Annotated in this window: 14 protein-coding genes; 7 read left to right on the plus strand and 7 right to left on the minus strand. The window is 45.5% G+C overall.

What is annotated here, in order from left to right:
* Positions 1-154: 154 nt before the first annotated feature.
* Complete coding sequence (locus tag ABD960_RS01785) at positions 155-679, plus strand: hypothetical protein (protein ID WP_345329198.1); 525 nt, start codon at positions 155-157, stop codon at positions 677-679.
* A gap of 93 nt (positions 680-772) precedes the next feature.
* Here the strand turns inward: ABD960_RS01785 and ABD960_RS01790 are convergent, their stop codons facing one another.
* Positions 773-2,854 (minus strand): prolyl oligopeptidase family serine peptidase, encoded by a 2,082-nt coding sequence (locus ABD960_RS01790; RefSeq protein ID WP_345330072.1) that lies wholly within the window; start codon positions 2,852-2,854, stop codon positions 773-775.
* A gap of 513 nt (positions 2,855-3,367) precedes the next feature.
* On the opposite strand from ABD960_RS01790, the gene ispG reads away from it, so the two are divergent.
* The 4 genes from ispG to ABD960_RS01810 all read left to right on the plus strand — a co-directional run bounded on the left by ispG (position 3,368) and on the right by ABD960_RS01810 (position 7,626).
* Positions 3,368-5,437 carry a (E)-4-hydroxy-3-methylbut-2-enyl-diphosphate synthase gene (ispG, locus tag ABD960_RS01795; protein ID WP_345330073.1) on the plus strand — a complete coding sequence of 690 codons (2,070 nt, stop codon included), beginning with the start codon at positions 3,368-3,370 and terminating at the stop codon, positions 5,435-5,437.
* Positions 5,438-5,446: 9 nt separating this feature from the next.
* A complete protein-coding gene (locus ABD960_RS01800; RefSeq protein WP_345329199.1) occupies positions 5,447-6,253 on the plus strand; it encodes a 5'-nucleotidase, lipoprotein e(P4) family in 807 nt (268 codons plus the stop codon).
* 71 nt (positions 6,254-6,324) lie between these two features.
* Positions 6,325-7,191, plus strand: coding sequence for an aldose 1-epimerase family protein (locus ABD960_RS01805; protein ID WP_345329200.1), 867 nt, complete (start codon positions 6,325-6,327; stop codon positions 7,189-7,191).
* Positions 7,192-7,281: 90 nt separating this feature from the next.
* Positions 7,282-7,626 carry a hypothetical protein gene (locus tag ABD960_RS01810; RefSeq protein ID WP_345329201.1) on the plus strand — a complete coding sequence of 115 codons (345 nt, stop codon included), beginning with the start codon at positions 7,282-7,284 and terminating at the stop codon, positions 7,624-7,626.
* Positions 7,627-7,683: 57 nt separating this feature from the next.
* On the opposite strand, the gene ABD960_RS01815 is transcribed toward ABD960_RS01810, so the two are convergent.
* Positions 7,684-8,445 carry a PLDc N-terminal domain-containing protein gene (locus ABD960_RS01815; protein ID WP_345329202.1) on the minus strand — a complete coding sequence of 254 codons (762 nt, stop codon included), beginning with the start codon at positions 8,443-8,445 and terminating at the stop codon, positions 7,684-7,686.
* A gap of 65 nt (positions 8,446-8,510) precedes the next feature.
* The gene (locus ABD960_RS01820) at positions 8,511-11,243 is read right to left on the minus strand and encodes a DNA gyrase/topoisomerase IV subunit A (protein ID WP_345329203.1); all 2,733 of its coding nucleotides are present in this window, start codon (positions 11,241-11,243) and stop codon (positions 8,511-8,513) included.
* 206 nt (positions 11,244-11,449) lie between these two features.
* On the opposite strand from ABD960_RS01820, the gene ABD960_RS01825 reads away from it, so the two are divergent.
* Positions 11,450-11,878 carry a hypothetical protein gene (locus ABD960_RS01825; protein WP_345329204.1) on the plus strand — a complete coding sequence of 143 codons (429 nt, stop codon included), beginning with the start codon at positions 11,450-11,452 and terminating at the stop codon, positions 11,876-11,878.
* A 64-nt stretch (positions 11,879-11,942) separates the two neighbouring features.
* Here the strand turns inward: ABD960_RS01825 and ABD960_RS01830 are convergent, their stop codons facing one another.
* Entirely contained in the window at positions 11,943-12,449 is a 507-nt protein-coding gene (locus ABD960_RS01830) for a YdeI/OmpD-associated family protein (protein ID WP_345329205.1), read from the minus strand.
* Positions 12,436-12,906 carry a GyrI-like domain-containing protein gene (locus ABD960_RS01835; RefSeq protein WP_345329206.1) on the minus strand — a complete coding sequence of 157 codons (471 nt, stop codon included), beginning with the start codon at positions 12,904-12,906 and terminating at the stop codon, positions 12,436-12,438. The genes ABD960_RS01830 and ABD960_RS01835 overlap by 14 nt, the downstream gene beginning before the upstream one ends.
* Before the next feature lie 243 nt (positions 12,907-13,149).
* Between ABD960_RS01835 and ABD960_RS01840 the strand changes: the two genes are divergently transcribed.
* The gene (locus ABD960_RS01840; RefSeq protein ID WP_345329207.1) at positions 13,150-13,572 is read left to right on the plus strand and encodes a nuclear transport factor 2 family protein; all 423 of its coding nucleotides are present in this window, start codon (positions 13,150-13,152) and stop codon (positions 13,570-13,572) included.
* A 76-nt stretch (positions 13,573-13,648) separates the two neighbouring features.
* On the opposite strand, the gene ABD960_RS01845 is transcribed toward ABD960_RS01840, so the two are convergent.
* On the minus strand, positions 13,649-15,097 hold the full coding sequence (locus tag ABD960_RS01845; protein WP_345329208.1) for a TolC family protein: 1,449 nt from the start codon (positions 15,095-15,097) through the stop codon (positions 13,649-13,651).
* Positions 15,098-15,125: 28 nt separating this feature from the next.
* Positions 15,126-16,499, minus strand: a complete 1,374-nt coding sequence (locus tag ABD960_RS01850; protein ID WP_345329209.1) for an HlyD family secretion protein — start codon at positions 16,497-16,499, stop codon at positions 15,126-15,128.
* Between the last annotated feature and the right edge of the window lies 1 nt (position 16,500).

Here is a 16,500-nt window from a genome sequence, read left to right on the forward strand (position 1 = left end):
GATATAGGTTAAAAGATATTATAATATCTGAATAATAGATTTTATTGTATTGATAATCAGTGTTTTGTTATTTTTTATAGCTCCTGAATAATGCGTATTTAAACTTTTTGCACGGTATGGTTGTCTTACCATCATAACACAACTAATAAACGTTATGAAAAAGTTTATAATAACAACCGCCATAGCCTTAAGCTTTTTAACTATACAAAAGGCAAGCGCGCAGTTAAGCGTAAATATAAATATTGGTAGCCAGCCGGCCTGGGGCCCTGTTGGGTATGATTATGTAAATTATTATTACCTGCCGGATATTGACGCGTATTATGATGTTCCCGCACGCCGGTATGTATATTTAGATAATAATGTTTGGGTGCACCGTACATACCTGCCTTCTCGCTACCGAAACTATAATTTATATAACGGTTACAAGGTGGTAATTAACGACCGTGACCCTTGGCGTAACCACACGGTTATACATAACAAATATGTAAGCTACCGTGGCCGCCCGAGCACAACCGTTATACGTGATAGCCGCGATGCTAAGTATGTTAAATACCGCACTGTTAATCGTGTAAATGTTAAGCACCAAGGTCCGGGTAAATCATTTGTTAAAGCAAAAGGAAAGGGTCACCCGGGTTACGGCAATGGCCACGGTAAAGGCAATGGCCACGGCAAACACTAAAAGAAAGTTTCTGTCAAAAATAGTAGTAGTAAAAAGTAAAACGGCTGCCCGGTAATGGACAGCCGTTTTCGCTTTTTATAGCATTATTATATACTACCATTTAACGCCCATGTTGTAAAACATGAACGACCATTTATCAGCTTGTTCACTGATGATTTGCGCGGTTGAACGGCCGGCACCATGGCCCGCGTTGGTTTCAATGCGGATAAGTATCGGTGCAGTGCCCTTCTGCATCTCCTGCAAGCGCGATGCGAATTTAAAAGAGTGCGCAGGCACTACACGGTCGTCATGATCGGCCGTGGTGATCATGGTAGCCGGGTAGCTTGCCGGTTTAATGGCATGGTATGGCGAGTATTTGTACAGGTACTCAAACATTTCCTTTGAATCTTCGGCCGTACCGTAATCATACGCCCAGCCGGCGCCTGCGGTAAATTTGTTGTAACGCAGCATGTCTAAAACACCTACAGCCGGGAAGGCTACTTTGCATAGGTCAGGCCGCTGGGTAATGGTGGCGCCTATCAGCAAGCCACCGTTTGATCCGCCTGAAACGGCCAGGTAATCCTTTGATGTATATTTATTTTTGATCAGGTATTCTGCTGCCGCGATAAAATCATCAAACACATTTTGCTTGTTGAGCTTGGTACCGGCAAGGTGCCATTTTTCGCCATACTCACCACCACCACGAATGTTTGGTACGGCATAAATTCCGCCATGCTCCAGCAACACAATGTTCGAGGTGCTGAAACCAGGTGTCATGCTCGCGTTAAAGCCGCCGTAAGCGTAAAGCAGTAACGGATTTTTACCATTCATTACGGTACCTTTTTTATAAGTGATGATCATCGGTATTTTAGTGCCATCCTTTGAGTTGTAGAATACTTGTTTCGACTCATACAGATCAGGATTAAACTGTACGCCCGATTTTTTATATAGCTCAGATTTACCGGTAGCTATATCATACTTAAAAATGGTAGAAGGGTAGATGTATGAAGTGAAGGTGTAGTACAACTCTTTCTCCTCTTTTTTAGCCCCGAAGCCGCCCGCTGAACCCACAGATGGTAAGGTGATATTGCGCTCCAGTTTGCCGTTCATGTCATACTGCTGCACAAACGAGGTTGCATCCTTCAGGTAGCTGGCAAATAGCTTTCCGCCGCCGGTTGATATATTCAATACATTTTCGGTTTGCGGTATCAGGTCTTTCCACTGTGCTGATTTAGGGTTATTAAAGTCAACCGTAACCAAGCGATAATTCGGGGCATTTAAGTTGGTGTGGATGTACAGCTTTTCGCCAACGTTGTCAACCACGCTGTTATCGTTATTAAAGTTATCTACAATATTGATGATCGGGCTGCCTGGTTTGCTCAGATCCTGGATGTAGAGCTCATTACCTGTAGTGGTAGTCGCCGCGCTGATCACCAGGAAGCGTTCATCTTCGGTTAAACCGGCACCAATATAACGGCGCGGTGTTTTCTCGCCGCCGAAAATCAGCTTATCCTCGCTTTGCGGCGTGCCCAGTTTGTGATAATAGAGTTTATGATACTGGGTTAAACCTGCCAGTTGGCTGCCCTCTTTCGGCTTATCGTAGCTGCTGTAGTAAAAACCATCATTACCATGCCATGATGTGCCCGAAAATTTCACGTCGATCAGCGTATCGCCAACCACGCTTTTATCATCCGTTTTTAAAACGATCACCTTGCGCCAGTCTGATCCGCCCTCAGATATCTGGTAAGCCGCCAAACTACCATCCTTGGTAAAGCTGATACCCGCTAATGAGGTAGTACCATCCTTAGAGAATTTGTTAGGGTCCAGAAAAATTTCCGGCTCGCCCTTATCTACCTGGCGCCATAGTACGGATTGGCTTTGCAGTCCATCGTTTTTATAAAAATAGGTGTACTTGCCTTCTTTAAACGGCGCGCCATATTTCTCGTAGTTCCAAAGTTTGGTCAGGCGTTCTTTGATCTGTTCGCGGTAAGGTATTTGCCCTAAATAGTTTTGGGTAACCTTGTTTTGTTCCTGCACCCAGGCTTTCGTGTCGGCGGCGCGATCATCTTCCAGCCAACGGTAAGGGTCGGGCACGGTAGTGCCAAAATAAGTGTCGGTTACGTCGCCCTTTTTAGTTTTAGGGTAAGGTAGAGTTTTAATATTCATGGTTTGTGCATGCGTATAGCCGTATAACATTACGGCCACGCTAAGTAGTGAGGTAAATTTTTTCATCAATAATAAATGATTATGAGGCGTAGCAAGATACAAAAAATACCCCACCCTAATCCTCCCCGAGGGGGAGCATTCTAAGAAAGCTTTGATCAAGGGTTTGTGCTTCATCATCTTTAGTCTGCTCTTGGCCGCAGAGGCCAGTTACTTTACCTTAGATGCAAAGTAACCAAACATCAAGCCGGAAAAAACCTTCATCCGCACAGGCCATACTCCCGGCCCGGTTTTCCGGCAGGCTTACGCTTCTCTTTATTTAATTTGCAAGAAGCATAAACCACTCATAATATATAATTCCGGCCTCTTAATTTTCGGATAGCAGGTGGCTGCACTAACTTTCATAGAAAATTAAACAGCCGGCGATTTTTGTTTCTTTTGATCGCTCAAAAGAAATTCAGGATAGATGATGAATATGCTGTGATTATTTTGCCATACCTAAAGCGTTACATTTTCGTACTTTTGCTTAAATATATCTTTGATAGCATGAATGCTGATGCCGTTAAGCAGCTGAAGGGCCGCTACTGTAATTCGTTAACAGAATACTCCCGCTTTGTTACCCGTGAAGTTAAGATTGGTGATGTACCGTTGGGCGGCAATAACCCCATCCGTATACAGAGCATGACCACTACCGACACCATGGACACCATCGGCACGGTAGAACAATCCATTCGCATGATAGAGGCCGGTTGCGAATACATACGCATTACCGCGCCCAGCATTAAGGAAGCCCAAAACCTGGCCGAAATAAAAAAACAACTACGCATGCGTGGCTATAATGCCCCACTGGTTGCCGATATACACTTTACACCCAACGCCGCCGAAGTGGCCGCTCGCATTGTTGAAAAAGTGCGCGTTAACCCGGGTAATTATGCCGATAAAAAACGCTTTGACCAGATAGACTATACCGATGCCGAATACCAGGGCGAATTGGAGCGGATCTATCAAAAATTCGCCCCGCTGGTAAACATTTGCAAGGAATATGGCACAGCCATGCGCATCGGCACAAACCACGGTTCACTGTCCGATCGTATTATGAGCCGCTATGGCGATACCCCCCAGGGCATGGTGGAGTCGGCTATGGAGTTTATCCGCATTTGCGAATTGCTGAATTACCGTAATTTGGTGGTTTCCATGAAATCGAGCAACCCGCAGGTAATGGTGCAGGCCTACCGTTTGCTGGTTGAAACCATGGTAGCCGAGGGCATGAACTATCCGCTACACCTGGGCGTTACCGAAGCGGGCGACGGCGAGGACGGTCGCATTAAATCTGCCGTAGGTATTGGTACTTTATTAGAGGACGGCCTCGGCGATACCGTACGTGTATCTCTCACCGAAGAACCCGAAGCTGAAGCCCCGGTAGCCATCGCGCTGGTGGAGCGGTATAGTAAGCGGAAATCCGGAAGTCAGGAAGTCCAAAGGACCGAAAGCAAAAATACAACTCCCTCTCCTGTGGAGAGGGTTGGGGAGAGGTATTCTCCTTACGAATATAAACGCCGCGAAACCACCGAGGCAAATGCCTTTATTGGCGGGCACATGGTGCCGAGGGTGGTGGTTGATCTGTCGCAGGCTAATTTGAAAGACCCATCGATATTGAATGATGCAGGTTACCTGTACTCTCCCATACTGGATAAATATAATATGGCCGAGCAGTCGGTTGATTTTGTTTACCTGGGCGATAGTTTGCCGTCATTCACCTTTCCTGGCAACCTTAAACAGCTATATAATTATAGAACATGGGTAGGCTTAGCCAATAAATTTTTGTGCCATCCGGTGTTTACGCTGGATGAATACCTGGACTCCTCTGCCGACCGTTCATCGCCATTGAACTTGGTGCGGGTTACGGCCAATGACTTAATGAGAGAGGATTTCGCTAACCTTCCGAACCACGGTTCATTAGTGTTTGTGCTGGAAACTGACAAGGCGCACGGCATGGCCGATCAGCGTACATTCTTCTTCAAATTAATGGAACTGGGGTTGAATACGCCGGTCATTGTAAAAAGGAGTTATGACTTTATAGTCGATAGTACATCGACCATAGACCATGGAAAATCAACTATGGACTATGGCCGATCGACCATGGACCAAAGAGTTACTTTACTCCAACTTTATGCTGCTACCGATATGGGGGCTTTGCTGGTTGATGGTTTCGGGGATGGCATCTGGATTGACGCGCCTGGGCTGCCTACGCAGGCAATTACCTCAACCTCGTTCGGTATATTGCAGGCTACACGTTCGCGCATCTCAAAAACAGAATATATTTCGTGCCCAAGCTGCGGGCGTACCTTGTTTGATTTGATGATTACCACGCAGATGATCCGCAGCCGTACCAGCCATCTTAAAGGATTGAAGATTGGTATAATGGGTTGCATCGTAAATGGTCCCGGCGAAATGGCTGATGCCGACTACGGCTACGTAGGCTCCGGTACCGACCGTATCACCCTTTACCGCGGTAAGGAAGTGGTGAAAAAGAACGTAACATCCGAAAACGCGCTGGACGAACTAATCAACATCATTCGTGAAGATGGTAACTGGATTGAGCCGGTAGAGAACTAACACTATGCTATGAATAAGTTGAAGTTATTGCTGCCGGTTGCTTTTTTGATGTTAATAACCTCTTGCACAGTTAAACATCAAACTGTACAAACCCGCTCCGTAGCCAACAATGGCAAGGCCTGGGCATCGGTCTGGCAGCAAAGGGCGGCGGAGTACAAGGCATTATGTTTCCAGGCATATAATGCAGCGCGCGTACAGGTTGATCTGGCTATAAAAACACCAACGGATAAACCACTGGCTATTGTTACGGATATTGATGAAACTGTGTTGGATAATAGTCCTTACGATGCGCAGCGTGCGCTCAATAACTTAGAGTTCGATACCAAAACCTGGAAAGCGTGGACAGCCAAAGCCATTGCTGATACAGTTGCAGGTGCCCCGGCGTTTTTAAAATACGCGGCATCAAAAGGCATCACCGTATTTTACATTACCAACCGCGATGAGGACGAACGAGGCGGTACGTTAAAAAATCTCAAGCGCTACGGTTTGCCTGATGCGGACAATGCGCACCTGTTGCTTAAACAAACCTCATCAAGTAAGGAGAGCCGACGCCAGCAGGTACAAAAAACACACAACATCATTTTGCTTTGCGGCGATAACCTGCCCGATTTTGATGCCTTGTATGACAACAAGCCCAACGAGCAAAACCGTGATCAGGCTACCCGTAAACTGGCTAACCAATTCGGAACAAAATATATTGTATTGCCCAACCCGTCGTATGGTGATTGGGAGGGTGCTTTGTACAAATGGAATTATAAGCTGACACCGGCACAAAAGGATTCGGTAATCCAGGCAGCAACCAAAACAGATCAGTAGTTGCAGGTTGTTATAATTTTAGCATTTTTGGCGTATCATAAACAAAAGACATCAGCTAAAGTTATCCATCTATGACAACCATTGAGAACGAACACTTACGCGTATCTATCCGTAGCAAAGGCGCCGAACTTACATCGGTATACAATAAGGCAAATGGTATTGAGCAGCTTTGGCAGGCCGATGAGTCGGTATGGCCCTGGCATGCACCCAATTTGTTCCCGATAGTAGGGATGGTGCTCAATAACGAGCTTTTAGTTGATGGCGAAAAGTATACACTGCCTCGACATGGCTTTGCCCGCAACAGTGAGTTTGTATTGATTGACCAGAGCGAGGTACACGCCACTTACTCGTTACCTAACAGCGCCGAAACGCTGAAGGTATATCCTTATAAATTCGATTTCCAGATAATTTATACTCTTATTGAGAATGCCCTGCGGGTTACTTATAAAGTGATCAACCTGGATGACCGTACTATTTATTTTTCGGTAGGCGGGCACCCGGCTTTTAATGTACCTTTTACAGCAGGCGAAAATTATGATGATTATTACCTGGAGTTTGAAACGGAAGAGGAACTGAATAGATACGTGCTTTCTGATGGCGGATTCCTGACCGGCCAAACCGAACCTGTGGCGCTCGATGGGAAGAAACTCCGTTTAACCAAAGAGCTTTTTAACCGCGACGCACTGGTGTTTAAGAACATCAAATCGAAAATGCTGGTTATTAAAAGCGAAAAGCACGATAAAACATTAACCGTTGAATATCCGCATTTTGACCATTTAGGGATATGGGCAAAACCCGGTGCCGATTTTGTTTGCATTGAGCCCTGGCTTGGGTATACCGATACCGAAGGCCACCCGAACGACATCAGCCAAAAGGAAGCCATACATTCCCTAAAACATGGCCATACCTTTGAAGCAGCATGGTACGTAAGCGTATAAGGTTTTGAATGTTAAATAATTGCAAATTCTCAAAACATTTCAAAGCGTTTAAATATTATTCAGTTTAAAACTCACAATAATTTAACTGCTATGAAAAGGAAAATTTATCTATTAGCTACTACTTTGCTGCTAACTTTTGCAGCTTTTACCAGCAATGCCGCTACTTATAACGACGACAAGAAGGACGGCGTTAATAAAGAGGCCATCGCTAACATGACCGAGGAGCAAAAGCAAGCCCGTGTAGAAGAAATAAAATTACGCGTTGCCGAGATTAAAGAGATGGATAAATCAGAATTGACTAAAGCTGAGCGCAAAGAACTGAAAAACGAGCTTAAAGGTTTAAATAAAGAAGCTCAGGCGCTTGGTGGAGGTGGTGTTTACCTTTCAGTAGGTGCTATCATCATCATCATCCTGGTACTGATCCTGATCCTGTAATCCGGGCAGAAAAATACTTTAATGGAAAAAGCGGCGCGATTTATTGCGCTGCTTTTTTTATGCGAATTTGCCGGATTGTAATTTCCTTAATTCCGCATTGGCATAGTTAAACCATTTGCGGTTGCTTTTGCGCTCTACTGGGGTAAGGTGCGGTTGCTCCTCCAGCATATCGGCCAAAATATCAGCCGCATCCTGGTGCCGGTTATTGCGTATCAAAAATAACGCATATTCATAACGTTGCTCAAAGTAGGAGTAACGGCCCTTCATCAATTTAAATTCAGCTTCGGCCTGTTCAGTTTTACCCGTTTTTTCAAGGGCAATGGCGTATAGTATATGCGAGCGCGAGCGGATGAACTGCGGCAGCTTATATATTTTTTGAGCCGTAGCTATAGTATCATCATAACGTTCGCTTTGGTTATACGCGATTATCAGTTGCTGTAAAACGTGTTCGTTTTCGGCGAAAGCGCCGGTGAGGCTGGCTTCATAAAGCTCAATGGCCTGCTGGGTGTATCCGCCTTCCAGGTAAGCGTCGGCCAGTTTAATACGGTTGGCAAAAGTATCGCTAAAGCGCAACTGCTCCTCCAGGCGTTTGTATTTAACACCGGGATTGATGATGGCCTTAACATCAATATTGGGCTGGCGCATCCTACGGCCCGACAGTACTTCTGAATACAGGTACGCAATGCAGCCGATAACCGGCAGTATAATAATTACCCACAGCCATTTTTGCTGATGCCCGTTGCGTATGCAATGGATGGCGCATATGCCCTGTAAAACTAATGGTATATAATAGAGATAGCTATTATCAAGAGCAAACATAAAAAAGGAATCAGTTAATATGATAAAGCACTAAGTACCATCAAATATAACTAATTCCTTTTGGTTTAAAACAGGCCTAACTGCCCTTTATCGTCCATATCTATATCGTCCGGGTTGGTAATTTCCAGATCGATCTTTTTAGCAGGTTTTTCTTCAGATATATTATTAACGGGCGCGTCCGCAGCGGGAGGGGCGTCAACCGTGGTTTTATCTTCAGGCGTCTGGATAATCTCGGTAGCTTCAACACTGTCCGGTGCCGGATCGGGTACATCGGCGGCATCGTCATGCTCGGCAATCAATTCAACGCTTTGCACCACGTGTGCAGACAAACGGTTGCCCATCGCTTTCATGCCTTTTACATCTATCAGGTCGGCCAGGTTAAGCTCAACTACCTCTGGTATTTGGGTTTTGCCTTTCAGCTGCTCTACCTTAACCACTGCCTGTGCAGCGCCGGAGATGATGATGAGTTTAGATCCGTTTTCATCGCTGATGATACTGGTTTGCCTTCCTATAGCGGTATTTTCAAACACAAAGCGTTTAACCATATAGTTTTTAGCCTTGCCCTCAAAATGCACTACAGTATAAACCTTTTCCGGATCGTATTTTTCAATAACGATCATCTTATCATCAAAATGGTTATTCAGGTCAAAGCTGGTTAACTCGTACACGCCATTGCTCATTACAGTCAATACACGGTCGTCGCCATCAAACTCACCAAGGTACTTACCGCGCCCATCAGCGTTCAGGCGTTTAAGCACCTCATCATACCAAATTTTACGGCCGGCAAGCGTACTCACCCCTTTACTTTTCAGTGTGATTTTTTTAACCGGATATTTGGTTACGATATTACCCATCGAACCGCGGCCCTTGATGCCGATCTCCGCAAAATCCAGATCAAACTGTAATTTTTTAAGCTTGGAATGCGGTTTCAGTTGTATGTTGATCACCTCGGCCTCGCCGTTCGGGTTAGCACTGAAGTATAATGATTTGGAGCCTTTGGTGCCCTTGGTCAAATCGTACTCCTTATCGCGCGTAATGCCGGTTACCGCAAAGCGTTTTACATAGCTTACTCCGCTTTCGCCATCTTTATATACCATATTGTAGATGGTGCGCTCGTCGTTCTTTTTAAATACCGCTACGTGGATGATATCCTTACCCACAAATACTTTATCCTGGATGCGTACTACGCTGAAACGGCCGTCGCCACGGAAAACAATAATATCGTCAATATCCGAGCATTCGCCAACCAGTTCTACATTATCGTCGCGCTTTAAGCCGGAGCCCACAAAACCGTCTACCCGGTTTACATAAAGCTTCACATTGGCCAGGGCCACCTGTGCGGCCTCTACTTTATCAAAAGTGCGTAATTCGGTTTTGCGCCCGCGATCTTTACCGTATTTATCCTTCAGCTTTTCAAACCAGGCTATCGCATAATCATTAAGGTGTTTAAGGTGATGTTTTACTTCCTTAATCTCATCCTGCAGATTCTTGATCTGCTCATCCGTCTTTTTAACATCAAAACGGGTGATGCTGCTCATTGGCTTATCAATCAAGCGCTTGTAGTCCTCGGGCAGTATTTCGCGGTAAAACTGCGGAAAGAAAGGTTCGAACAAGCGGTTAAGCACGCCAACCACTTCCTCAAAATTGGTTGAGCTTTCGTAGTCGGGATGCTTGTACATCCCTTCCTGGATAAATATTTTAAGCAGCGAGCTGAAGAATATCTTTTCCATCAGCTCCTTCAGCCGTATTTCTAGCTCCTGCTTCAGCAGGTCTTTGGTGGTTTCGGTACATTCCACCAGCATATCGTTCACACTAACAAAGCGTGGCTTATCATCCTGAATTACACAGGTATTAGGCGATATGGATACTTCGCAATCGGTAAAGGCGTAAAGGGCATCAATTGTAACATCAGGCGAAATGCCCGGCGCGAGGTGAATGATGATCTCCACATCCTTAGCCGTGTTGTCCTCTATCTTTTTGATCTTGATCTTGCCCTTGTCGTTGGCCGCAATCACGCTGTCTATCAAACTGCCGGTTGTGGTGCTGAAGGGTATCTCGGTAATGGCTAAGGTTTTTTTATCACGCTCAACTATGCGCGCGCGTACCCTTACGCGGCCGCCACGCTGGCCTTCGTTGTAGTTTGAGCAATCGGCCATACCGCCGGTGCTAAAATCGGGCATCAGGTTGGGGCGGTTCCCACGCAGTACTTCCACCGAAGCATCGAGCAGCTCAACAAAGTTATGCGGTAAAACTTTGGTGGCTAGGCCCACGGCAATACCCTCGGCGCCCTGCGCGAGCAGCAACGGAAACTTAACCGGAAGGGTTAGCGGTTCCTTGTTACGGCCATCATAACTTGCTTGCCAGTTGGTGGTATCGGGGTTAAAAACTACCTCGTTAGCAAATTTTGAAAGCCGCGCCTCAATATAACGCGGGGCCGCTGCCGAGTCGCCGGTTACCGGGTCGCCCCAGTTACCCTGAGTATCTATCAGCAGGCTTTTCTGCCCTATCTGTACCATGGCATCGCCAATGGATGCATCACCATGCGGGTGATACTTCATGGTATGGCCAATAACGTTGGCTGCCTTGTTAAAGCGGCCGTCGTCCATCTCCTTTAACGAGTGCAGTATGCGGCGTTGTACCGGTTTTAAGCCATCATTGATGTGTGGCACGGCACGGTCAAGTATTACGTATGAGGCGTAATCCAGGAACCAGTTTTCGTACAGGCCATCAAGTGAGATAACATTGTTTAATTTTTCTTCGCCGTTAGCAGGTATATCGTTAGTCAGATCGTCACTCATTTATTAGCAATAAAAAATATGGATGGGTAAAGATAAGGCATCCCGTGCTATTATCTAAGTCAACTTATGAACATGTTAACTTGATCAGTTTCAATTTAGCAATTTTCTAAAGAAAATTTATCAGCAGCTGTAACCTCTTTAAATTTCGAGGTGTCTTATTAATAAAAACATTAACAAAATTAAATTAACCCCTTAACTACCGTATCATGAAAAATTTAAGGATACTGTTCGCCATGCTGCTGATGCTGGCCGGCAGCTTGGCAAAGGCCAATAACGATGACGATTACAAACTGACAAAAACATACGCTACCAATATTTATGTAGAGGCGGTAACGCTGGGTAAACTAGGAGGTTTCGAGAATATATTGGATAAGGATGCCAAGTTTTGCATACTGATGGGCAACAAGCGTGTGGCTACCTATGGCAAGGCTGAAATGCTGAAGTACATGGAAGCAAATTTAAAGGGAATTAAACAACTGTGCGATACCCATAGTACAGTTGTGGAGGAGAACGGACAAATGTCTGTACTCAAGGTAGAAATGAAGTATGGTAACTTTATCCGTACCAACTACGTGACCTTTGCTGACACAGGCAAAGGCTGGAAAATTACTAATGTTTGCTCGGTATATAAGTAAGCGTTGGTGTATAACAATTGTGTTTAAAGGGTCCCGATTTGGCTTTCAGGGGCCCTTTTTATTTTTATTCCTTGCGGGATGCGCGCAGCATTTGGCCGTAATCCCACCGGTTTACGAGGGCGTTTACAGTTAACGCAATGCGCTTATCGCGCGTGGGCTGGGTTTTGGCACTGTCAATCCATTTAACAAAATAGCCGCGGTGCGATGGTGTGAGCCCGTAAAAGTAATTAGCTGCCTCAGGTTCATATTCCAGGCATTCGGTTAAATCATCGGGTATCTCAACCTTAAAATCCTTATCATCTTCTAACTGCACATGCAACATGGCACCCTCGCCCTTTCGGGTACCTTTTCGCATTTGTCCGTTTATGGGTAATATAAAATTACCTTCGCCGGCCGGCAGCAGGGCTGCACCGGCAATGGCAAAGCCATCCAACAAACCCCGCACGCGGAATGACCGTTTATGGCCGGGCTTAATTTCGGCCGCAATGTGGGCGGGTATATCAATATAAGTCCAGCCGGTTTTATCGCCATTCTCGGCAAACTGTAATATAATGGTTTCAAATGTTATCATAACCGGGTTTTGGCTTTACGGGTATCCATATCTCTTCTTCTGATTCCGGATCATTATTTTTATACTTTTCACCCAATACTTCAAAATGCGGGCGGTCATCTAATAGGTAACCCGACGCGGGCAGCCATTCAGAAAATATATAATTGAAGATGCTGGTGTCCGCACTTGAGCCTTTGTAATTGAACGCGGCATATAGTCCACCCGGCAAATCAAAGGTTTCCATGGCTTCCGGTACAGTTGTTTCTGTATCAATCTCTACCAAGGCCCATTTTTCAAATTCCCTGTTTGCATCAAAGGATTCAAAATAACCTGCGGGATAAACCTGCAGCGAATACAGGTGATTTGATAATGCATTGCTTATTTCTTTACGTCGCGGCATAAAGGTTTGCCACAACTGCCCGGTTCGGTTGTCGGCAATGCTGGTAGTTATATACATACCTATCAATTTTTTTGACATTATTTGCCGCAAGGCGGGATGCTTAAACATGCTAGTTTGCAACGGCATAGGCCAGTAATTACAATACGGTTAAATAATGAGAGTTTTAAGCCTTCAAAACAATCAATTTAAGGCCAATTGTTAAATATATGTTAAAAGTGGTTGTAGAACTAAAATTGTTGTAACGTTTGCAATAGTGCTACTGTCTTATAGATATAAAACAAAACATAATTTATTTATACAAACCTTTAAAACAATAATATCATGAAAACCTTAAAATCAATCCTGTTAGGCTTAGCATTAATCATAACCTCAAACTTTGTAAAAGCCGACGACATCGCTAAATTAACAAAAGATTACGCTGTTAACTCATACATTGAAGCCGTTGCGCATGGTAAACTTGATGGCTTTGCCCAGGTGCTTGACAATGGTGTTAAATTCAGCATGATGCGTGGCCAAAAAAGCCTCAACTTCAGCAAAACTGAAATGTTGAACTTCCTGAAATCAACCAAAAATACTGATCAGGAATGTAAAGTAAATACTTCAACAGTTGAAAGTAACGGCGAGGTTGCCATCGTAAAAGTTGACCTGGAGTATGACGGTTTTACCCGCAGTAACCTGGTAACAATCACCAACACCGGTAACGGCTGGAAAATTACCAGTGTGCACTCAACCTTTAAAGCATAATTACATTAGTTAGTTTTAGTTTATTTTTTCAAGAAAAAGCCTGAAGCAGATAAAATTGCTTCAGGCTTTTTTGTTGCTATTGCCCGGTAGCCGTTTGCGTGGTACCGGCTTTATAGTAAAGCTCGGCCAGGGTTTTCTGATAGCCGGCTACCATACTCTCCCGCTTTATTTTCATATCAATCAGCTTGCTTTCGCGACTGTTGATCAGGAACAAGGTACTCTCACCCAAATCAAACTTCTGCAGCTCACCGGTTAACAGCGTTTGCTGATTGTTGATGCTTTGCACTTGCACCACTAATTGCGAGCGGTAAGCGTTCAGATCGTTATATGACGATCGGATATTGTTACTTATTTCACGGCCATACTGTTGCAGGTCATAATTTAGTTGTTGCTGCTTAATTTTAACCTCGCGTAACTTACCACGTTCCTTACGTAAAAACAAAGGGAAGGCAAATTCAATACCTACCTTATAATTGCTCCAGTTAAAATCATAATAATCGGGCACGTAACTGTTAAAATCGCGCCGGGTGGATAGGAGTGAGCCACTAACGTTGATCTTGGGTTTGAGCATCTCCTGACGGTAGCGCCTGTCAATATCAAGTTGCGCGTTTTTAGCCCGTAGCTTTAACAGTTCGGGGTGTTGCTGCTCGGCCTGCCCCAGCAGGTTCTCCAGCAAAGCGTTCTCCGGCAATGTAATATTATTATTTACCGGCTGCGGTACCGCATTAGGTGGTAGTTCAAGCGGTATGCCTTCGGCATTCCATAGGTGGTTTGATAGTATTAAAGCCGAGTTTTGCAGGGAAATAGTACTTTTTGCAAGTTGTATCTGCCGCTCCTGCACCGTAATACTCGCTTCTACCGAGTCGATAGGCGGTTTATCGCCAATTAAAGTTTGCCGCCTAACGGCTTCAAAACGTTTCTCGGCAAGCGTTACGCCCTCTCTCAATAACAGGTATTCGCGATAGGCATAGTACCAGGCCCAGTAATCCTTGGCAGCGGCGTACCATACGCTGTTTATCTGTTTAACCTTTTCAGCCTCGGCATAATTAACCATAACCTTGGCCTGTTGCAGGGTGCTACGGCGTTCGTCAATAAGCAAACCCTGCCCCAGGGGTATGGTAAGGCCCACGCCTGTTAGCCCCGAAAGTGGTGTGCGTGTTTCCGGATTGGTATAGGTACCCACGCTGCGGTCATACCCAACTTTTAAATCGGCGCCGGCTACGTACAGAGGTACCTTAAGCTCGCTGTTCCAGTTATTATAATACTCAGTATTTCCAAAAAGCTTACGACCAAATGAGGCTTTAATTGCCGGGTCAAAATATCCGGATGACTGTAGCACGTTCGCTTTTGCAGCCTCACTTAGCAATGCGGCCTGTTTTACTATCGGGTGATTGCGAAAAACGATCTCCTCCAGGTCATCAAGCGAGAAAATCTTCCCGGTATCAGTTGCTGCCCTTGGCTGTGCCATAGCGCCAAGCGCGCTAATGAGCATCAGCAGTCCGGCTATGTATCTTCTAAAATTCATAGTTATTTACTTAACTAAGTACAGCAGTTTATTTTGATTTTTCTGCTGCTGTTTCATTGTCCTTGGGTTCTTTTTCCAAGCTTGGCGGGAAACCGTTCAGCTGTCGCCATATTTCATACCATACCGGTACCGAGCGTAAAATGATACGCCCATACACACCCGAACCCTGCCTTAATTGTATTGGCCATGGTTCGTCTTTCGTAGGTACAGGATTTGCTGGCCTGATCAGCACCCGGTACTTACCGCCGTTGCTGCTCACGCGGTCAATAGCCCAAACCTTACCTGCAAATGTGCCTACGGCAACTGATGGCCAACCCGAAAACTGCACCGATGGCCAGCCTTCAAACTGCAGGCGTACATCGCTCGTATCTAAAATCAGCGGAACGTCCATCGCGTTAACATACAGCTCGGCCGCTACCTGCGGATGCAGGGGTTGCAGGGTAACTACTGATTCGCCGTCCTTAATATTTTCGCCTATACCGGCTTTAAGCGTTTTTACCACATAGCCGTCCTGAGGGGCGCGTACGATGTAGTGTCCGCGCCGCACATCTATATTAGCGATATCATTACGCAACTTAGCTATTTCGCCGCGCACGCTGGCACGGCTTGATAACGCCGAACTCAGGTCAGACTGTGTTTTGGCCAGGGTTTCCTGGTACTTGGCGCGGATGTTATCCAGGTCGATACGTGCGTTAAGCAACGCCTGGGTTGAATTGTTGAGCTTGTTTTGCTGCCCAACCACTTTCGCGCGGTCTTCCTGAAGCTTTAAGCGGCGCGTTTCAATGTCGGTTAATGAGAACAAGCCGTCTTTAAAACCCTTTTCGTAACGCGCAAGCCTTGCCTTTGAAGTTTCGTAGTAGTTGGTTACCGCTACCAGGTCGGCGCTGTCCATCTTTACATAGTTTTCTGCCTGGCGTACCTTGTTTTCCGCAGCGGATAACTGAAAGCGCAAGCCGTTGGTAAGCGCCTTTATCTGCGCTTCGGTAGCGTCTATTTTTTGTACGGCCGCTTTTTCGCTGTTTTGTTTGGCTTCCAGTTGTTCCTTCAGCCTAAGCGGAAGTTCAGGGTCAAAGTACGATTGGCTGGTTTCGGATATTACGAGGATGGTGTCGCCTTTTTTCACTTCCTGCCCGTCGCGCACAGTCCAGCGTTCAATACGGCCGCCAATTTGGTTTTGTACGGTTTGCGGGCGGTCTTCCGGCCTCAGTGCGGTTACAGTACCACGGCCGGGTATGGTTTGCCGCCAGGGCAGTAATAATATAATAATGAAAACAATAAGGCAAACCGTCATAATACGCCCTAAAGTTCGTGAACCTTTAATGCTGATCAGTTTTGTGCGGGATTGCTGGGCCAAAGCCTCCATCTCCTCAATATGGGCGGTGTTATGTGATGCAGATGCCATT

This window comes from Mucilaginibacter defluvii (genome assembly GCF_039543225.1).
GTDB lineage: Bacteria > Bacteroidota > Bacteroidia > Sphingobacteriales > Sphingobacteriaceae > Mucilaginibacter > Mucilaginibacter defluvii.